The organism is Rhizobium sp. KNZ14-9A, from assembly GCF_056755015.1.
This window is the reverse complement of sequence record NZ_JBPGXB010000002.1, coordinates 2,647,720-2,665,969: the sequence shown is the minus strand read 5'-3', so window position 1 is coordinate 2,665,969 and position 18,250 is coordinate 2,647,720. Positions and strand designations below refer to the sequence as shown.

Here is an 18,250-nt window from a genome sequence, read left to right as displayed (position 1 = left end):
CTCAGGCGTGATCGGGAATACGCAGCGAGATGACCGTTCCGACCGACTCGCGCGAGCGTATTTTCATGCTGCCGCCGTGCAGGCTTGTCAGCGAACGGGAGATGGCGAGGCCGAGGCCGGAGCCGCCCTTGCTCTTGGCATACTGGCTCTGCACCTGCTCGAAGGGCTGGCCGATCTTGATAAGCGCTGCGCGCGGGATGCCGATGCCGGTATCTGCGATGGTGACCATGACGCCATCGGCGACGCGGCGGGTGCGAACCGCAATGCGCCCGCCCTCGTTGGTGAATTTCACGGCATTGGAGAGCAGGTTCAGCAGCACCTGCTTCATGGCGCGGCGGTCGGCCATAAGCGTCATGCCCGAGGAGATGCGCTGCTCGATGACGATATTCTTTTCAGCGGCCGGAATGGCGGTGAAACGCAGGCTTTCCTCGATAAGCGGCGCAAGATCGGTGGGCTCGCGCGACAGCAGCATGTGGCCGGCCTCGATCTTCGACATGTCGAGGATATCGTTGATGACGTTGAGGAGATGCTTGCCGCTGTCGTGGATGTCGCGGGCATATTCATTGTACTTGGCCGAGCCGAGCGGGCCGAACATCTGGTTTTGCAGGATTTCCGAGAAGCCGAGGATGGCGTTGAGCGGCGTGCGCAGCTCATGCGACATGTTGGCGAGGAATTCCGACTTCGCCTTGTTTGCCGCTTCCGCGCGTTCCTTCTCCACCAGATAGTTGGAGTTGGCGGTCGAAAGCTCGGCCTTCTGCAGTTCCAGCGTTTGGCGGGAAGCGGAGAGATCGTTGATCGTCGCCATCAGTCGGCGCTCGGAATCGCGCAGGCGCTCCTGGTGACGCTTCAAGGGCGTGATGTCGGTGCCAACCGATACGCGGCCGCCGTCACGGGTGCGCCGTTCGTTGATCTGCAGCCAGCGCTCGTCGGCGAGCTGCACTTCCGTGGTGCGTGAATAGCCGGAACCGTCCGCATCGGCAATGCGCCGCTCGATGACGGGCCGTGCAGCCGCGGCATGGACGACCGTGCGTTCGGTGCCGGGCACCAGCACGCTGTCCGGAAGCCCGTAGGCCTGCTGGAAATGCGCGTTGCACATGACGAGCCGGTCGTTCTTGTCCCACAGCACGAAGGCTTCCGAAGTACACTCGATAGCATCGGCCAGACGCTGGTCTGCTTCGGCATAGCGCTGGGCCAAGCGATGCTGCTCGGTCACGTCCATGGCGATGCCGATCATGTGCACGCGGCCGGAATGGCCGCGGATCACCTGGGCGCGAGCGCGCATCCAGACATAGTGGCCGCTCGCGTGGCGCATGCGGAAGATCTGGTCGACCTGGCCGGAATCGCCCTTGGCGACGGCGCGGGCGATCTCGTGCAGGCCGTTATCCTCCGGATGCATGAGCCGTGCCGCATCGGCAAAGCCCATCGTCTTGTCGGAGCCGGCAAGCCCGAGCATGTCGTACATCGAGCGCGACCAAAAGAATTCGCGATTGTGGAAATCGAAATCCCAGAGGCCGCAGCGGCCGCGCGAGAGCGCCGTCTCGACCCTGAGATTGGATTCCAGGAAGATGTCGTCGGCATCGCGCGCCCGCTTCACCTGCATGTAATAGGCGTAGAGGATGACGAGCAGGATGGACGAGATGCCGGCAAACAGTGTGACGTTGAGCGTCAGCTCCTCGCGCCAGAGACGGTTGATCTCGTTGAGCGACGTGGCGGAAACGATATAGCCGCCCGCCGTGCCCATCAGGGAGATCTCGGCATAATGGAGCTCGCCGCCGATGCTCGTTTCGATGACATCCGTGCGGTCGCCGAAGCGGCGGATCGCAGAGATTTCGGGGAAGAGGGCCGAGACATCGGCGCCGATATAGGAGGCACCAGCCGTCGTTGCCGCAAACACCTTGCCGCTTGCCTGCACCAGCAGCACGAAGGCGCCGTTTTCCAGCCGATCCTGCGGCAGGAATTTCGCAAGGCGCGCCTGCGCCTCTGCGGCACTGCCGCCATCGAAGAGATCGGTCGCATCGGCAAAGACGGCGGCCGCCGTTGCAGCCGAAAGCGCCGTTGCATGCCGCGCGGAGGCCTCCATGCGGCTATATTCGCTGACCATGCCGAAGAAATGCGAGGCCGCAACGACAGCAAGGAAGGCGACGATGAGAACAGGAATCGTGCGCTTCAGGAGAAGCTCTGCCTTTGGCAGGTGGCGCAGCAATGGCTCAGGAGCTTTTGCGGTCTGTCCGGACAGGCTGTCGCGCCAGGCTTTGAGCCCGCCAAAATCGACACGCAGCCGTCCTTCGGCCGCGGTTGCCCGCCGCACGTCCATCATCTCTGAACCTAATCCCTCGTGTGATTCGCGCGCCGCTCGCTCGAACTACACCTAGAGAATCATGCGTGATTCGCCTTGTCCAGAGCCGGCGGTAAAAATTTATTAACCATTTGGAATTGCTGGTTTTTCGGAGGGATTCGCCGATGGCGGGCCTAGCTGCCCCATGGGTGGAAGACAGCTAGGCGGCAAATCATTTGCGGAAAATCACCCCTTGAGCGTGCGCTCGACGATGTCGCGGACATCGGTCGAAAGGTTGGCCGCCCGTTCGATCTCGATCAGTGCCGAGCGTGCATGATCGGCGCGGGCCGATTCCAGCGAGCGCCAGGAACGCATCGAGGTCAGCAGGCGCGCAGCAAGCTGCGGGTTGCGCTGGTCGATGTCGAGGATCTGGCTGGCGAGGAAACGATAGCCTTCGCCGTCGGCGCGGCCGAAGCCGGTCGGATTGCCGAAGGCGAACGTGCCGACCAGCGAGCGCATGCGGTTCGGGTTCGTGCGCTTGAAGAGCGGGTTTTCCATCAGTGCCTTGACGCGATCGACCGCGCCCGGTCCGGGAATGCCGGCCTGGATCGCAAACCACTTGTCGACGACGAGCGCATTTTCCGAGAAACGGCTGCGGAAGGTTTCGAGCGCCGCCTTGGCCTCTGCGCTGTCGGGGAAGCGATGGGCGAGGATCGTCAGCGCATGGCTGAGATCGGTCATGTTGTTGGCGCCATCGAAGGCGGCCTTGGCGCGAGCCGGGCTGCCCTCGGCATAGGAGAGATAGGTAAGGGCGGTGTTGCGCAGCGCGCGGCGGCCGGCGCTTTTGGCATCCGGGTTGAATTCGCCCGGTGTGGTCATCGCGTCGTAGAGGGCCGCGAAGGTGGCTTTGCCGGCTTCGGCGATCTGCTTCATGATCGCCTGGCGGCCGGCATGGACGGCATCGGGATCTATGTTGCTGCCGAGCTCGCGGGCGATGTCGGATTCGCTCGGCAAGGCCAGCGCCTGGGCGCGGAAGGCAGGCTCGAGGCTTTCATCGGCAGCCGCCGCAATCAGCGTATCGACGAAGGTCTGTTCGCAGACGATCGGCGCACCCTCGCGAGCATCGCGGGCGGCTTTCAGGAGGTTCGGCAGCGCCAGATCCGTCAGCGCCTGCCAGCGGGCGAAATGATCCGTCTCATAGCGGGCGAGCAGCGCCAGATCGGCCGGGCTCTGATCGAAATGCAGATTGATCGGCGCAGAGAAGCTGCGGTTGATCGAAACCACCGGGCGCGAGCCGATACCGTGGAAGACGGCTGTCTGTGTCCGCGCCGTAAGATGCAGCACCTCGCCGGCATATTCGGCGCCGTCGACGGTAACAGGCTCGATTTTGGAGCCGTCCTCTGCAAAGAGCGCGAGGCTCAGCGGAATATGCATCGGCTCCTTGGTCGGCTGGCCGGGTGTCGCGGGGATCATCTGTTCCAGTGACAGGCTGAACGTCTTGGCGCCTGCATCATAGGTGCCAGATGCGGTCACGAGCGGCGTGCCGGCCTGATGGTACCAGAGCGAGAACTGCGCGAGGTCGCGGCCGCTTGCATCCTCGAAGCATTTGACGAAATCCTCGATCGTGACGGCCTGGCCGTCGTGGCGATCGAAATAGAGGTCCATACCCTTCTTGAAGGTCTCGCGGCCGAGCAGGGTCGCGATCATGCGCGTGACTTCGCTGCCCTTCTCATAGACCGTCGTCGTATAGAAGTTGTTGATCTCGCGATACTTGGTCGGGCGCACCGGATGGGCGAGCGGGCCGCCGTCTTCCGGGAACTGCTCGGACTTCAGGTGACGCACTTCGGCAATGCGCTTGACCGGGCGCGAGCGCTGGTCGGAGGAGAATTCGTGGTCGCGATAAACAGTCAGGCCTTCCTTGAGGCAAAGCTGGAACCAGTCGCGGCAGGTGATGCGATTGCCGGTCCAGTTGTGAAAATACTCATGCGCGATGATCGCCTCGATATTGGCGTAGTCGGCATCGGTCGCCGTCTCGGGATCGGCGAGCACGTATTTGTCGTTGAAAATGTTGAGGCCCTTGTTCTCCATGGCCCCCATGTTGAAGTCGGAAACGGCGACGATCATGAAGATATCGAGATCGTATTCGCGCCCGAACACTTCCTCGTCCCACTTCATCGAACGCTTCAGCGCGTCCATCGCATAGGCTGCGCGCGGCTCCTTGCCATGCTCGACATAGATCTTCAGCACGACCTCACGGCCGGACATCGTGGTGAACGTGTCTTCGACGACGCCAAGATCGCCGGCGACCAGTGCGAAGAGATAGCTCGGCTTGGGATGCGGGTCGAACCAGGCGGCGAAATGCTTGCCGGGACCATAACCGGCGCCGCCGAGGAAATTACCATTCGACAAGAGCAGCGGGTTGGCATCCTTGTCGGCGATGATATTGACCGTATAGGGCGCCAGTACATCCGGCCTGTCGGGGAAATAGGTGATGCGGCGGAAGCCTTCGGCCTCGCACTGCGTGCAATAGATGCCGCTGGTGCGGTAAAGGCCCATCAGCTGCGTATTGGCTTCCGGATTGATGATCGTGGTGACGGTCACTTCGAAAGGCACCGTTTCCGGCAGGTCGCGGATGGTCAGGCTTTCGGGCGTTACCGTATAGCGTTCCGGCGCCAGTTCGTTCTGGTCGAAGAGAAGGCTGGAAAGATTGAGCTCGTCGCCATCGAGGATGAGGGGAGCGGAAAGATCGGCGCCTTCGCGGCGATGGAAGATCAGCCGCGCTTCCACCTTTGTTTCTGTCGGATCCAGTTCGAAAGTCAGGTCGACGCGTTCCAGCACGAAATCGGTTGGGCGGTAGTCTGCCAGATTGATGACCTGACCGGTATCTGTTCGCATGTTCCGTGAAGACCTTTATTAGACAATGGCCGAATATAGAGGCGGGCGCACTCTGCTGAAATTTGGCCGCCATAATTACATTAAAGTCTGAACTAAAGTTAAAGCAAATCGGCTGCGAACACGAAGTTCACAGCCAAATTATTATGGTCAAATTGTCGTGCATGTGCAGCTGAAAGGAGAAGACTGCTATTTGAGATTGAGTGCAGTCTTGATCTCGGCGTCGCTTTCCGTCTGCTGGATGACAACGCCATACCAGCCGAGCCCGTCATAATCCTCGTAGCCAAGCGTGCGCGCGAAGGCGACGATGGAGCCGTTATTGTCGTAATAACTGCCCTTAGGCTGGCCGGTCTGGTTGGCGAGTGCGAAATGAGTGAAGAGCATGGCCGGATTGGTGCTGGCGATCACACGGCTTGCGCCGTCGAGCAGCAAAACGGTGGTCTTTTCCGCAAGCTGAGGCGGCAGGTTCGCTTCCTTCTCGACGATCGCCTGCCCCTGATTCTGCCAGTCGAAATAGACGCCGAGCGTGCCCAGGAGCTTGCCGTCGAGTTTGCCGCCTTCGCGGATGCCGGTCGCATAGACGAGCGCATGCCGCTGGTCGTGGAGAAGGCTCGGTTTTACTTCATCGACGATATAGTCGTCGCCGGAAGCGCAGCTCGCCGCGGCCCTGAACCAGGGATCCCCGGCAAGCGACGAACCTGATATCTTGCGCTGGAAGGTCGGGTTTGCCGATGCGATCACCCGGCCGGAGAGATCGGTCATGACGAGGTCGAGATAAACAGTATAAAAGCGGTTGATCACACCGAGCCGTTCGGCTGCGAAGGCGACCCGGTCCTTCTCCGGCTCCTGCAATGCCTGCCAGAGCGCCGGATCCGTCGCCCACCAGCGCACGTCGGCGGTGCGTTCGAAGAGGTTGCGCACGATGAGCTGAACCAGCGTCTGCGCGAGATCGGTCAACCGCACGCCTTCCATCTCGGTGACGAGCGAATCCGCCATCGCACGGCTGAGACCGATGCGCCCCAGCACATTGCTCTCGAACTTGTTGGTGATCTCGGTGGCGATCTGCGCCAGCCGCTGCACTTCATTGGCGACGACGGCAAAGCCCTTGCCGGTTTCGCCGGCGCGGGCCGCCTCGATCAGCGCGTTGATGGCAAGCAGCTTGATCTGCTTGACGATGCTGGTGTTGTCGGCGCTGAAGCGCTCCAGATCCGTGCTGATGCCATCGGTGACGACACGCATCGAGCGGGGTGTTGCGTTCTGCGACTGGGAAACGATCTCTGCGCTGAGCGGCTTCATCAAAAAGATCCTGAAAATAATCTGAGGCGACGGGCTGCGGAACGAATGCGATTCTTTTGTATGATTAATTAGCTGGGAACGATGCGGCGGCATGGTTTGCAACCGGTTAACGCAACGGCTGCAGATGTGAACATTTTCGGGCGAATGAGTGTAAAACGCGAAGTTTTTTCATCAAAAACCGGAATTGCACAGAAAAGCGGCAGATAAAAAGCGGGTAAATACTTGCTGCCCACAGCATCGGCCGAAAATCGGAATCGATTTTCGGAAAGCCTGATACGTAGATTCCAAGAGTTGGAGCGTCCTTTGTGCGTCCGAATGGATGCACGGCGCTCTACTGCGCGCAGATTTTTTCCCACCGGTGCATTTCTTCGGTTACGATAAAAAAATCGTCCGCTGCGTTCGAGTCGAACGCGTCTCCCCCGCTCGGCATGCCCGCATAAGAGCCTGGATCATGGAATCGGTTCTCAGAAACCCGATGAGAGGCATTGCGCTGAAAGTCTCGTCGGTCGTGGTCTTCCTGGCCATGCAGACATTCATCAAGCTGGCTGGGTCGGATATTCCGCCGGGGCAGGTGACTTTCTGCCGCTCCTTCTTCGCGCTGTTTCCGATCATGGCCTATCTCGGCTACCGGCGTCAGCTGCGCTCTGCCTTCTATACGGCAAATCCGATCGGCCATCTGAAGCGCGGCACGCTCGGCATCATCTCGATGGGGCTCGGCTTCTACGGGCTTCTGCATCTGCCGCTGCCGGAGGCGATCGCGCTCGGTTATGCCACGCCGCTCGTCGCCGTCATTTTCGCGGCGGTTTTCTTGGGAGAGACGGTGCGCGTCTATCGCTGGAGCGCCGTCTGCTTCGGCATCATCGGTGTCGCCATCATCTCTTGGCCGAAGCTCACGCTGTTCCGGGAGGGCGGCATGGCGGCTGAACAGGCGGTCGGTGCACTCTGCGTGCTGCTGTCGGCCGTGCTCGGCGGCATGGCGATGATCCAGGTGCGCCGGCTCGTGGAGGAAGAGAAGACGGCGACGATCGTGCTCTACTTCTCGATCACCGCTTCGGTCTTCTCGCTTGCGACCGTCCCCTTCGGCTGGCTTCTGCTCGACTGGTCCTCGGCTCTTTTCCTCATCGCTGCCGGTTTCTGCGGCGGTGTGGCGCAAATCCTCCTGACAGAGAGCTACCGGCATGCGGATGTTTCCACCGTCGCTCCCTTCGAATACAGCTCGATCCTGCTTGGCGGCATCGTCGCTTACTATGTCTTCGGCGACGTTCCGAGCAGTACGATGCTTTTCGGCACGGTGATCGTCATTGCTGCCGGCATCTTCATCATCTACCGCGAGCACCAGCTTGGCCTTGAGCGCCGTGAAGCGCGAAAAGCCGGTGCGCCGCAATCCTGAGCGGCTGAACCTATATCGCAAGGCGAATTTTTTATCGCTCTGATTGAAAATTTATGCCATCCGCCCCTCAAAAGAGAATGGAATGGTGAAATCTTGGGATATCGCTTTTCGCAAAAATATGGTTATGAAAGTGAATTACTTTCATTTATTCAAAGCCGTGCATAATCGATAGGCCATAGATGCCGGGGGAGTTTCGGTATCGCTGCTCCGAACGCTGGCTTGCGAGCGAGGGTTGAGGAAAAGCATCATGGCGTTCACGGCGGAACAACTGGCGCGGGATCCTTCTTTTGTAGTGAGCATTCGCTTCCTGGCCGGGCAAATGCGCTGCATGTTTGATGCGGGGCCGCGGCTGGCGCGCCTGCTGGCCTCGCATCAACGCTGGCTGCTGACGCAGACGGCCTATGCGCTGCATCTGGAATATGATCCGCGGGACGTGACCTCGGGTTTCACCGCCGTCCGGCTGACCGGCAAGATCACGGCGCACAAGATCGCCAGCCGCAACACGGTGCTTGCCTTCATCGAAGAGCTCTTCACCTATCGCTTCATCACTCATACGCCCGGTGACGAACGCCGCCGTCCTCGCCATTTCGAGCCGGCCGAAGTCAGCCACCAGGCAATGTTCGGCTGGTTGTACTCCAACCTCGGCGCGCTTGATCTCATCGATGGTGGAAGCCGGGCGGCGTTTCTGCAGGAAAATCCCACGCTTTTCCGCCAGATCCAGCCGCGTGTTGCCTATAACTGCCTCGAGGATATCAACTGGCGCGAACCGCCTGAACAGGTGGCGCTGTTCCTCTGGACGGAAGCGGGCGGTATGGTCATCGATCACTTCATGTCCCGGCTCGATCTCGAAGGATCCGATCCGGCAAGGCTGGCGATCGGCAAGGTGGAAACCCGCGCGCTTGCTGGTGATTTCATGATGTCGCGCACACATCTCCAGCGGCTACTCGCCAAGGGCGCGCAGCGCGGCTGTGTCGGCTGGTACGACGAGCCGAAGAAGTCGCAACTGTGGCTGTCGCGCGATTTCCTGAAGGAATATGTCGGCTGGCAGGCGATCAAGTTCGCCTATGTGGACGAAGCCTTCGAATCCGCCAAGGAAAGATTCGAGAGCGCAGGCGCCTGATCAGAGCGCGATGGCGGAAGCCGGGCTCTTGACCTCGGACGGCGCATCGCAAAGCTCGCGGCGATATTCGTGCGCGGCGCAGACGGCAGCACGGATATGCTCGAAAGAGTCGATGTGGCGCAGCAGTGAAATCAGAATTGTTGACATCGGTCGTTGCTTCTTGAAATGCGAAAAGGCAGGCGAACCGCCTGTCGGATCATCATTCCGGAATTTTCAATATTCCTGGAAATCCGCGAAGATCATCACCGGACGCGAAGTACGACCGTTGATGCCGGTACCGCGGGCGATCATCTGTTCGTTTGTGGCAAAGCCGAAACGGCTGTAGCCCTGCGTGGTGCGAACCTGATCGCTTGCTTGGCGCAGGGTTTCAAACCCGCAATGTATAGGACGAAAACGCTTGCTCATGGCCTTGGTTCCTGTTCATTCCTCCCAAGACACGCCTTCTATATTGCAGTGCAGCATTGATTCTTCAATGCACCCTTGCAGGATGCAGCCATGCGTATATTGCATGGACAAATTCACAATATTTTCAAACTTGGCTAATTTGTAAGCAGAGGCAGCTCTTTAAGTCTAGCCTGGAAGGCCAGTAGATCGCTCCAGGCCAGCCGCTTGTTTACCGGCGCGGTTAACAGGTCTTGCGGATGCAGGCTGGCGATGGCCGGAATGACCTGATCTGCGACAGCGATCTCCTTCCACCGGCCGCGAAGCCCGTGGATCGTGTCAGTTTCGCCGAAGAAGAATCGTGCCGTATAGTTGCCGAGCAGCAAAATGGCGCGCGGTTCGGCAAGCGCGATCTGCCGCTCGATGAAGGGACGGCAGATCTCCGTCTCGGCCGCCGACGGCATGCGGCTGCCGGGCGGACGCCAGGGAATGATCTGCGTCAGGAGAATGGCTGACCGCTCGAGGCCGATAGAGGCCAGCATCCGGTCCAGCAACTGGCCCTGCCTGCCGGCAAAGGCCGCTCCCTCGCGTTCGTCATCGGCGCCAGGCGCCGGGCCGATTACCATGATGCCGCTTGCCGGATCGCCGCTTGCGAAAATGGTCGAGCGGGCGCTGTTTTTCAGATTGCACCCATTGAAGGCTTCGAGCGCCGTCTTGAGTTCTGCAAGCGAACGGGCGCTCTCGGCTGCGAACCGCGCCTGCTGCACCGCCTCACCGTCGGGAATTGCCGGTTGTGGCCGCGAGGCAGGAGCCGACACGGCCGCGTGCTGCTGCGGCGCGGGTGGGGCAGGGCGGGAGGACGCCTGCCTCTCAGGTGGTGCCTGTCTATCCTGCTGCGGTTGCGCGGCCGGTGCCGCCGAACGGCGCGCAGCCTTCATCGCCTCGAACTCGGCGAAACGGTCGACCGGCTCGTCCTCCAGCAGCCAGTCCACACCCGCCTCCGCATGGAAATGCAGAAGTGCTGAAAGTTCGGCCGGACTCAGGTCGTTGGCGGAGATCATGGACAGACTTTAGCGGAGCGAAAACGGCAATGAAAGGGCGGGCAGGTCTGCCGGCGCCCTTTCGGCTGCTATTGCACAGTCCACTGGTTGATATCGTCGCGTTCGCCGATCAGTGCGAGACCGTGTGCGATCGACAGCAGTTCACCGCCGGTCTCGATCTTGTCCTGGTCGAAGCGCTCGGTGAAGATGCGTCGCACGGCCGGCACGAAGGATGTGCCGCCGGTCAGGAACACTTTGTCGATGCCGGATACATCCGTATTGGTCTTTTCCAGCACCTCGTCGAGCGCCCCTTCGATGCGGGCGAGGTCGTCGACGATCCAGCTTTCGAAATCGCGGCGTTTGATCGTGCGATGACCGCCGCGCCCGAGCGGGGCGAAATCGAAGGGTGCTTCCTCCGCGGAGGAAAGCGCCATCTTCGTTGCCGAGACCGCCTGATAGAGCGGATAGCCTTCGTCATGATCGATGAGATCGACAAAGGTTTCCAGCTTCTCAGGTTCCAGGGCCGTACGCACCAGCTTCTTCAGATCCTCGAATTCCCTCGATGTCTTGAAGATCGACAGCTGGTTCCAGCGGCTGAAGCTCGCATAGTAGTTTGACGGCACCTCAAGGATCTTGTCGAAGCTCTTGAAATGGCTGCCCTTGCCGATCAGCGGCGCGACGATGTTGTCGATCATGCGCGCGTCGAAATGATCGCCGGCGACGCCGACACCGGAATGGCCGATCGGCGTTGCCGTCAGTTTGCCGGCCCTGGTCTCGAAACGGATCAGCGAATAGTCCGTCGTACCGCCGCCAAAGTCGGCGACGAGCACGGTCGCATCGGACTTCAGGTTTTGCGCGAAGTAGAAGGCGGCTGCAACAGGCTCGTAGACATAGTGAATTTCCGGAAAGCCGAAGCGCGTCAGCGCCTCGTTGTAGCGCTGCACGGCCAGCACCGGGTCCGGACTGGCGCCGGCAAAATGCACCGGGCGGCCGGCGATGATGCGGCCAGTATCCTCAGGCCAGTTCTCGCCTGCGTAATGGCGAAGGCGCCGGATGAAGATTTCCATCAGGTCTTCGAAGCTCTGCCGCTTGCCGAAGATGATCGTGCCCTGGAAGAGGGCGCTCGCTGCAAAGGTCTTGATCGACTGCAGGAAACGACAGTCGCCGGGATTGTCGATGAACTGCTGGATCGCCGCGTGCCCGGCCTCGACCTTCAGCGCCGAGGCACCGAGTTGCGGATCCTTCATGAAGGAGAGCGCGGTGCGCATGCTGTCGGCCGTGCCGGCGCTGCTGGTAAGCGATATGGAATGCGTGTCTGCGCCGCCATCTGCCAGCGCCAGAACAGTATTGGTCGTGCCGAAGTCAAGCCCGAGCGCCCGTGCCATGGCCGTGCTCCCTATCAAATATGTCGAAAATCCATGAGCCGGGGCGGCAGCCCCGAAACGCGAAAGGGCGCTTTGCTGCGCCCTCGAAGATGTTTTGAGAGGCGCGTGATCGCACAGGAGAGGGTGGAAAGCAACCCGCTCTCATCAGTTTTCGAGCCGTTCGCGCGTCTCCTCTGCCGCCTTGCCGATCCACTTGCGAAACATCTCCATGGCAGGCGTGACGGAGCGGGATTTGAGCCGCATCAGCCAATAGCTGCCCTTGGAAATCCAGATCGGGAAGGGCTGCTCCAGCTCGCCCGCCGCAAGCTGGCGGGAAAACATCAAGGGCGGCGCCAGCGCCACACCCGCACCCTGCAGCGCCGCCTCGATCATCAGCACGGAGGAATCGAAGACCATGCCCCGGATCGGCGGCGGTGTGACGCCCGCCGTCTCGAACCAGCTTGGCCATTCGTCGGCGCGATAGGAGCGCAGCAGTGTCTGATGGGCGACATCTTCAGGGGAGGAAAGCTGGCGGGCGATCGAGGGAATGCAGAGCACCGAAAGTGGCGCCTCGAACAGTGCCTCCGCCTCGATATCGTGCCAGGCGCCATTGCCGAACTTGATCGTATAGTCGAGCCCTTCGGCGGCAATATCGACGCGATTGTTGTTGGTCGAAAGCCTGAGATCGATGAAGGGATATTGCTCGCGGAAATCGGCAAGTCGCGGCAACAGCCAGCCGACGGCGAGCGTGCCGACGGCGCCGAGCTTCAGCACCTCGCGCACATGGCCGCCCTCGAAACGCTCCAGCATATCGGCCATGCGGTCGAAGGAATCCTGCAGGGCAGGCAGCAGCGCAAGCCCTTCCTCCGTGATCATCAGCCCGCGTGGCAGGCGGCGGAACAGGCTCACCCCGAGGCGCTGTTCCAGAAGCTTCACCTGATGGCTGACGGCCGCCTGCGTGACACAGAGTTCGATCGCCGCCCGGGTGAAGGAAAGATGCCGCGCCGCCGCCTCGAAGGCGCGCAGCGAGTTCAGCGGTAAATATGGTCGAACCATGGCAATGGCCTAATCCAATTTATGCCTGACCGGAAATATCATCGTTTGATCGGGCCTTCCAGGCCAGCCTAGAAAGCTGAGGTCGAACCATATGGAGAACGAAAGTGACGTTCAAAAGACTTCTTCTTCTGGCTTTTTTTTATAAGTATTACAGCAATTTCCATAGGTGCATCGCCGGCCGGTGCCGCCGATCCGATCCGCTGCACCGTCATTATCGATGAGAAGACCGGTGAGACGATTTATCGTCAGGGCAATTGCGATCAGGGCTTCTATCCGCAATCGACCTTCAAACTGCCTTTGGCCATGATGGGCTATGATTCCGGCATTTTGGTCGACGAGCACAATCCGCTCTGGACATATGATCCGAAGCTCAAGCGATCCCCACGCGAGCAGAAGGATACCGATCCGACCATTTGGGAGCGGGATTCCATCGTGTGGTTCTCACAGGCGCTGACCCGCAAGCTCGGCAAGCGCGCCTTTGCCGATTACGTCAGGCGTTTCGGCTACGGCAATCAGGATGTTACGGGCGGGCCTGGCAATACGGATGGACTGACCGAGTCCTGGCTGATGTCCTCGCTGAAGATCTCGGCCGAAGATCAGGTGCGCTTCCTGCGCCGCTTCCGGACCGGCATCCTGCCGATTTCGGAACGTGCGTGGCAGATGACGGAGGCAATCGTGCCGCATTTCCAGGCGGCTGACGGCTGGGATATCCAGGGCAAGACCGGCGCCGGCTGGCTGCGCAACACCGCCGGCAAGACCAATTACGAACGGCCGCTCGGCTGGGCGACGAAGGGCGACAGGCGGCTGATCTTCGCGAGGCTCTATATCGCCAATCACCGCTACAGCGACAATCCGATCAGCCGCGAGACGCGGGATACGCTGGTCGCGGATTTCCCCAAGCTGGTCGAAGGCCGCTGATGCGAAAGGGCGCCGGAAGGCGCCCTTTCTGTCTCTCTATTCCGCGGCCATCGCCCGCGTTTCCGCTGCCACATGCTCTTCCTTCTTCTCGCGGCTGAGCATGCGGTGGAGGAAATTCCCGAAGCGGTCCATCTCAACGAAGATGACAGGCGTGATGAACAGCGTCAGCATCTGGGAGACGATGAGGCCACCGACGACTGCGATGCCGAGCGGCTGGCGCAATTCCGAGCTCGCGCCCGTGCCGAGCGCGATCGGCAGGGCGCCGAGCAGGGCGCAGAAGGTCGTCATCATGATCGGACGGAACCGTCGCACGCAGGCTTCGTGGATCGCCGCTGTCGCCTTCTCGCCGGTCGTGCGCATGGTTTCCACCGCCACGTCGATCATCATGATCGCGTTCTTCTTGACGATGCCGATCAGCATCAGGAGGCCGATGAGGGCGATGATCGACAGGTCGAAGCCCATGATCTTCAGCGCGAGCAGCGCACCGAAGGCCGCCGCCGGCAAGCCGGAGAGGATGGTCAGCGGGTGGATGAAGCTTTCATAGAGCACGCCGAGCACGACATAGATGGTCAGAACAGCCGCCAGGATCAGATAGGGCGTATTGCCCTGCGACTGCTGGAAGATCTCTGCCGTACCGCCATAGGACGTGAAGACGTCTGCCGGCATGTTGAGGTCCTTCTTGATCTGCTCGATCCTGGCCGTCGCGTCGCTGAGCGATACGCCTTCCGGCAGGTTGAAGGACACGGTGGTCGAGACAAGCTGGCCCGTCTGGTTGATGGTGACAGGCCCGACCGTGCGCTCGACATGCGCAAAGTTCGACAGCGGCACCAGGCTGCCATTGGAAGAAGCGACGCGGATTTCCGATAGCTTCTGGTCGTCCCAAGGCTTGCTCGTGTCATATTCGACGATGACGTCGTAGCTGTCGCCGGTCGACTGGATTTCTGCAGCCGCAAAGCCGCTGAAGGATTCCTGCAGCGTCGTGCGCAGCGTGTCGTTGTCGATCCCGTAGGCGGCTGCCCGCTCGGTATCGATGACGATATTGGCCTGCAGGGCATTGTTCTGCGCATCCGAGGTCACGTCCGTGAACAGGTGGTCGGCGCGCATCGCCTGCTGGACCTTGCCTGCCCACAGGTTGGTCTGGTCGGCGTTCAGTGCCTGTATGACCAGCTGATATTGGCTGGCCGTCTGGCGTCCGCCGAAGCGCAGGCTCTGGTTCGGCGTCACGAAGGCTTGCAGGCCGGGGATCTTGTTGATCGCCGTGCGCAGCTCGCGCAGCGTCTGGTCAAGCGGTGCACGCTGATCCTTGTCCTTCAGTTCGACGAACATCGAGCCGTTGTTCTGTGGCTTGTTGGGGTTGCCACCGATCGTCGACATCACATGGTTGACGGCTGGGTTCGCCTTGACGATCGCGGCAGCCTGCTGCTGCAGGGCCTGCATCGCCGAATAGGAAATGTCCTGTCGCGCCTGCGTGCTGATCGTCAGGCGGCCGATATCTTCCTGCGGGAAGAAGCTCGTCGGCAGCGTCATGAAGAAATAGATCGTCAGCGCGACGGAAGCGAAGAAGATCCCGAGGATGAAGGGGCGGTGGCGAAGGCACCAGCCGACCGCGTTGTCGTAGCCGCGCAGCGTCCGCTCGAAACCGGCGTCGAAGATGCGGATGATGAGTGGCGGACGGCTGTGGTTGTTGGAAAGGCGCGAACCGAGCATCGGCGTCACCGTCAGCGATACGATGGCCGAAGCGATGATGGCGATCGCCACCACCATGCCGAATTCGTTGAACACGCGGCCGACCACGCCGCCCATCAAGAGGATCGGGATGAAGACCGCGATCAGTGACACCGACATGGAGATGATGGTGTAGCTGACTTCGCCCGCACCCTTGATAGCCGCCTCCCGCACCGGCATGCCTTCCTCGACATGCCGCAGGATATTTTCCAGCATGACGATCGCGTCGTCCACCACGAGGCCCACCGCGAGCGTCAAACCCAGCAGCGAGATATTGTCGATACTGTAGCCCAGCACATACATCATGCCGAAGGTCGAGATCAGCGACAGCGGAACGGCAAGGCCCGGAATGATCGTAGCCGTTGCATGGCCGGTGAAGAGGTAGATAACGAGAACGACGAGGCCGATCGTCAGAAGCAGCGTGAACTTCACGTCGGCGATGGCATCGCGAATCGGCTTTGCGGCATCGTTCATGATGACAGTGTTGACCGAGGGCGGGATTTCGGCGTGAAGCTGCGGCAGCTTGGCGTTGATTGCATCCACGACATCGACCGTATTGGCATCCGGCTGGCGCTGGATGGCAAGGATGATGCCGCGCTGGCCGTCATACCAGCTGCCCGTATATTGGTTTTCGACGCTGTCCTGGACATCGGCAATATCGCCGAGATGGACCGGCGCGCCGTTCGGATTGGCGATGACGAGCGAACGGAACTGCTCGGCGTTGGTGCGCTGCGTATTCGCCGTGATGGTCATGGCCTGCGAATTGTTCTGCAGCGTGCCGACCGGCTGTTGGCTGTTGGCAGCCGCCAGGGCCTTGTTGACGGTGTCGATGCCGATGCCGCGGGTGAGCAGCTTGTTGGGATCGACTTCGACGCGCACGGCATAAGTCTGCGCACCGAAGACGCTGACCTGGGCGACACCCGGAAGCGTCGACAGCGACGGCGAAATAATGTCTTCGGCGATCTCGTCGAGCTTGCTGCGCGGCATGGTGTTGCTCTGCACCGAAAGCAGCATGATCGGCGCGTCGGCCGGGTTGGTCTTGCGGTAGCTCGGTGGTGTCGTCATGTTGTCGGGCAGCTGCCGCGTCGCATGCGAAATGGCCGCCTGCACGTCGGCGGCGGCCGCATCGATATCGCGGTTCAGGTCGAACTGCAGCACGATACTGGTGCTGCCGAGAGAACTCGACGCGCTGATTTCGCTGATACCGGGGATCGTCTCGAACTGCTTGATCAACGGTGTCGAGACCGAAGTCGCCATCGTCTGCGGTGAGGCGCCGCTCAGCTGCGCCGAAACGTTGATGGTCGGGAAGTCGACCTGCGGCAGAGCCGCAACCGGCACGAGCCGGTAACCCGCGAGGCCCGCCAGGATGACGCCGATCGCAAGCAGCGTCGTCGCGACCGGGCGCTGAATACAGAAATTCGGGATCATTGCTCAGCCCCCACCGCGATCGTCTCGGCCTGTTGCTGCTGTTGCTGAGGCACGTCGGCGGACGCGACGTTGAGCGTCTTGTCGTCGAATTGTTCGTTGACCGCCTGCTGGTCGCTGAGCTGACCCTGGCCTTCGACGACCACATGGTCGCCCTCCGAAAGGCCCGACGCGATGGCGGTGAAGCCGCCGTTGGCGCGGGCGACGGTAACGGGCGTCAGATGCGATTTTCCGTCCTTGGCCACGAAGGCAAAGAAACCGTCGGGGCCGGGGCTGACGGCAACCGTCGGCACGACCACCTGCTGCTCGTCATTGTTGAAATGCACGACGATATTGACCGATTGGCCGGGCCACAGAGCGCCGGAGGCGTTTTCGAACTTCGCCTTGGCAAGGATCGTGCCCGATGCCGTGTCGACCGTGTTGTCGTAAAAGCTGACCTCGCCCTTGCGCACTTGCCCCTTGGTGGAATCGGGTGCCGTGCTGACCTCGACCGGACCGGAGACCAGCGCCTTCTTCAGGACCCGCAGGTAGCGCTCCTGCAGGTGGAACTTCACATAGATCGGATCGTATTTGGCGATGGTGACGATGGCCGCACCGGCATTGACGAAGGCGCCCTTGCTGAGGGCGATATCGCCGAGCCTGCCATCGAAGGGCGCACGAATATCGGTATGCTCGAGGATGACTTGGTCCGAAGCGAGCGTAGCCTTGTCGGCTTCTACGGTTGCGGCGGCAGTATCGCGGTCAGCCCTGGCCTGATCGAGGCTCTGCTGGGTGCCGGCCTTCTGGTTGAAGAGGTCTTGCGCCCGGGTCAGCGCTGTCTCGGATTCTGCAAGCGTCGCCGTATCGCGCACGATCATCGCATTGTCCTTGTCGACGGCGGCCTTGGCCGTCCGGTCGTCCAGTTTGGCGATCAGATCGCCCTCCTTGACCGTCGCACCGTCTTCGGACTCGATGCTGACGACGAGGCCCTGTTCCTGTGCGGCAATCGTCGTATTATCCTCGGCATCGGCCCAACCGGTCGCCGTCACATCCATGGGCAGAGCGGCCTTCACGGCTGCCACGGTCTTGATCATGGTGGGACCACCGTTCGCGCCACGCCTGCGCCCGCCACCCTGTTGTTGACCACCCTGCTGCCCGTCGCCGCTCTGGGCCTGATCGGCCTGCGCCTGCTGATGGCCGTTGTTCTGGCCGCCCTCAGGCTTGTTGATGAACTGTGACAGATAGGGGATGCGTGAAGCATAGGGGATCTTGTCCCCGAACTGCCAGAAGCTAACCGCGGCCACGGCCACAATACAGACGGTGATCCAAAATTTCTTCATGAGCAAGACCGGTTTTGTTGGGCAGATTGCGTGATTTTCTGCGGTGATT

The 18,250-nt window shown here is 60.9% G+C and carries 14 protein-coding genes; 3 read left to right on the top strand and 11 right to left on the bottom strand.

Annotated features, from left to right (window positions below; genetic code table 11):
- Position 1: 1 nt before the first annotated feature.
- The 4 genes from ACR9ZQ_RS19960 to ACR9ZQ_RS19945 all read right to left on the bottom strand — a co-directional run bounded on the left by ACR9ZQ_RS19960 (position 2) and on the right by ACR9ZQ_RS19945 (position 6,819).
- Positions 2 to 2,317, bottom strand: a complete 2,316-nt coding sequence (locus tag ACR9ZQ_RS19960; protein ID WP_481428627.1) for a PAS domain-containing sensor histidine kinase — start codon at positions 2,315 to 2,317, stop codon at positions 2 to 4.
- A gap of 204 nt (positions 2,318 to 2,521) precedes the next feature.
- Positions 2,522 to 5,170 (bottom strand): aminopeptidase N, encoded by a 2,649-nt coding sequence (gene pepN, locus ACR9ZQ_RS19955; protein WP_481428626.1) that lies wholly within the window; start codon positions 5,168 to 5,170, stop codon positions 2,522 to 2,524.
- 186 nt (positions 5,171 to 5,356) lie between these two features.
- On the bottom strand, positions 5,357 to 6,463 hold the full coding sequence (locus tag ACR9ZQ_RS19950; protein ID WP_481428625.1) for a methyl-accepting chemotaxis protein: 1,107 nt from the start codon (positions 6,461 to 6,463) through the stop codon (positions 5,357 to 5,359).
- Positions 6,464 to 6,531: 68 nt separating this feature from the next.
- Positions 6,532 to 6,819, bottom strand: a complete 288-nt coding sequence (locus tag ACR9ZQ_RS19945; RefSeq protein ID WP_481428624.1) for a hypothetical protein — start codon at positions 6,817 to 6,819, stop codon at positions 6,532 to 6,534.
- A gap of 95 nt (positions 6,820 to 6,914) precedes the next feature.
- Here ACR9ZQ_RS19945 and ACR9ZQ_RS19940 point away from each other — a divergent pair, with 95 nt between their 5' ends.
- Together ACR9ZQ_RS19940 and ACR9ZQ_RS19935 are read left to right on the top strand one after the other, a co-directional pair.
- On the top strand, positions 6,915 to 7,853 hold the full coding sequence (locus ACR9ZQ_RS19940) for a DMT family transporter (protein WP_481428623.1): 939 nt from the start codon (positions 6,915 to 6,917) through the stop codon (positions 7,851 to 7,853).
- A gap of 247 nt (positions 7,854 to 8,100) precedes the next feature.
- The gene (locus tag ACR9ZQ_RS19935) at positions 8,101 to 8,973 is read left to right on the top strand and encodes a hypothetical protein (protein WP_481428622.1); all 873 of its coding nucleotides are present in this window, start codon (positions 8,101 to 8,103) and stop codon (positions 8,971 to 8,973) included.
- On the opposite strand, the gene ACR9ZQ_RS19930 is transcribed toward ACR9ZQ_RS19935, so the two are convergent.
- The 5 genes from ACR9ZQ_RS19930 to ACR9ZQ_RS19910 all read right to left on the bottom strand — a co-directional run bounded on the left by ACR9ZQ_RS19930 (position 8,974) and on the right by ACR9ZQ_RS19910 (position 12,814).
- Entirely contained in the window at positions 8,974 to 9,120 is a 147-nt protein-coding gene (locus tag ACR9ZQ_RS19930; RefSeq protein WP_439014447.1) for a hypothetical protein, read from the bottom strand.
- Between the two features lie 66 nt (positions 9,121 to 9,186).
- On the bottom strand, positions 9,187 to 9,378 hold the full coding sequence (locus ACR9ZQ_RS19925; protein WP_113324116.1) for a hypothetical protein: 192 nt from the start codon (positions 9,376 to 9,378) through the stop codon (positions 9,187 to 9,189).
- A 134-nt stretch (positions 9,379 to 9,512) separates the two neighbouring features.
- Entirely contained in the window at positions 9,513 to 10,415 is a 903-nt protein-coding gene (locus ACR9ZQ_RS19920) for a uracil-DNA glycosylase (protein ID WP_481428621.1), read from the bottom strand.
- 68 nt (positions 10,416 to 10,483) lie between these two features.
- Positions 10,484 to 11,779 carry an Hsp70 family protein gene (locus ACR9ZQ_RS19915; RefSeq protein ID WP_310382762.1) on the bottom strand — a complete coding sequence of 432 codons (1,296 nt, stop codon included), beginning with the start codon at positions 11,777 to 11,779 and terminating at the stop codon, positions 10,484 to 10,486.
- Between the two features lie 144 nt (positions 11,780 to 11,923).
- Positions 11,924 to 12,814 carry a LysR family transcriptional regulator gene (locus ACR9ZQ_RS19910; protein WP_481428620.1) on the bottom strand — a complete coding sequence of 297 codons (891 nt, stop codon included), beginning with the start codon at positions 12,812 to 12,814 and terminating at the stop codon, positions 11,924 to 11,926.
- A 141-nt stretch (positions 12,815 to 12,955) separates the two neighbouring features.
- Here ACR9ZQ_RS19910 and blaOXA point away from each other — a divergent pair, with 141 nt between their 5' ends.
- The gene (gene blaOXA / locus ACR9ZQ_RS19905) at positions 12,956 to 13,732 is read left to right on the top strand and encodes a class D beta-lactamase (RefSeq protein ID WP_481429340.1); all 777 of its coding nucleotides are present in this window, start codon (positions 12,956 to 12,958) and stop codon (positions 13,730 to 13,732) included.
- 36 nt (positions 13,733 to 13,768) lie between these two features.
- On the opposite strand, the gene ACR9ZQ_RS19900 is transcribed toward blaOXA, so the two are convergent.
- Together ACR9ZQ_RS19900 and ACR9ZQ_RS19895 are read right to left on the bottom strand one after the other, a co-directional pair.
- Positions 13,769 to 16,885, bottom strand: a complete 3,117-nt coding sequence (locus ACR9ZQ_RS19900; protein WP_481428619.1) for an efflux RND transporter permease subunit — start codon at positions 16,883 to 16,885, stop codon at positions 13,769 to 13,771.
- Positions 16,882 to 18,201: an efflux RND transporter periplasmic adaptor subunit gene (locus ACR9ZQ_RS19895; protein WP_481428618.1), complete on the bottom strand. Its 1,320-nt coding sequence runs from the start codon at positions 18,199 to 18,201 to the stop codon at positions 16,882 to 16,884. Before ACR9ZQ_RS19895 ends, ACR9ZQ_RS19900 begins: the two co-directional genes overlap by 4 nt.
- Positions 18,202 to 18,250 lie beyond the last annotated feature (49 nt).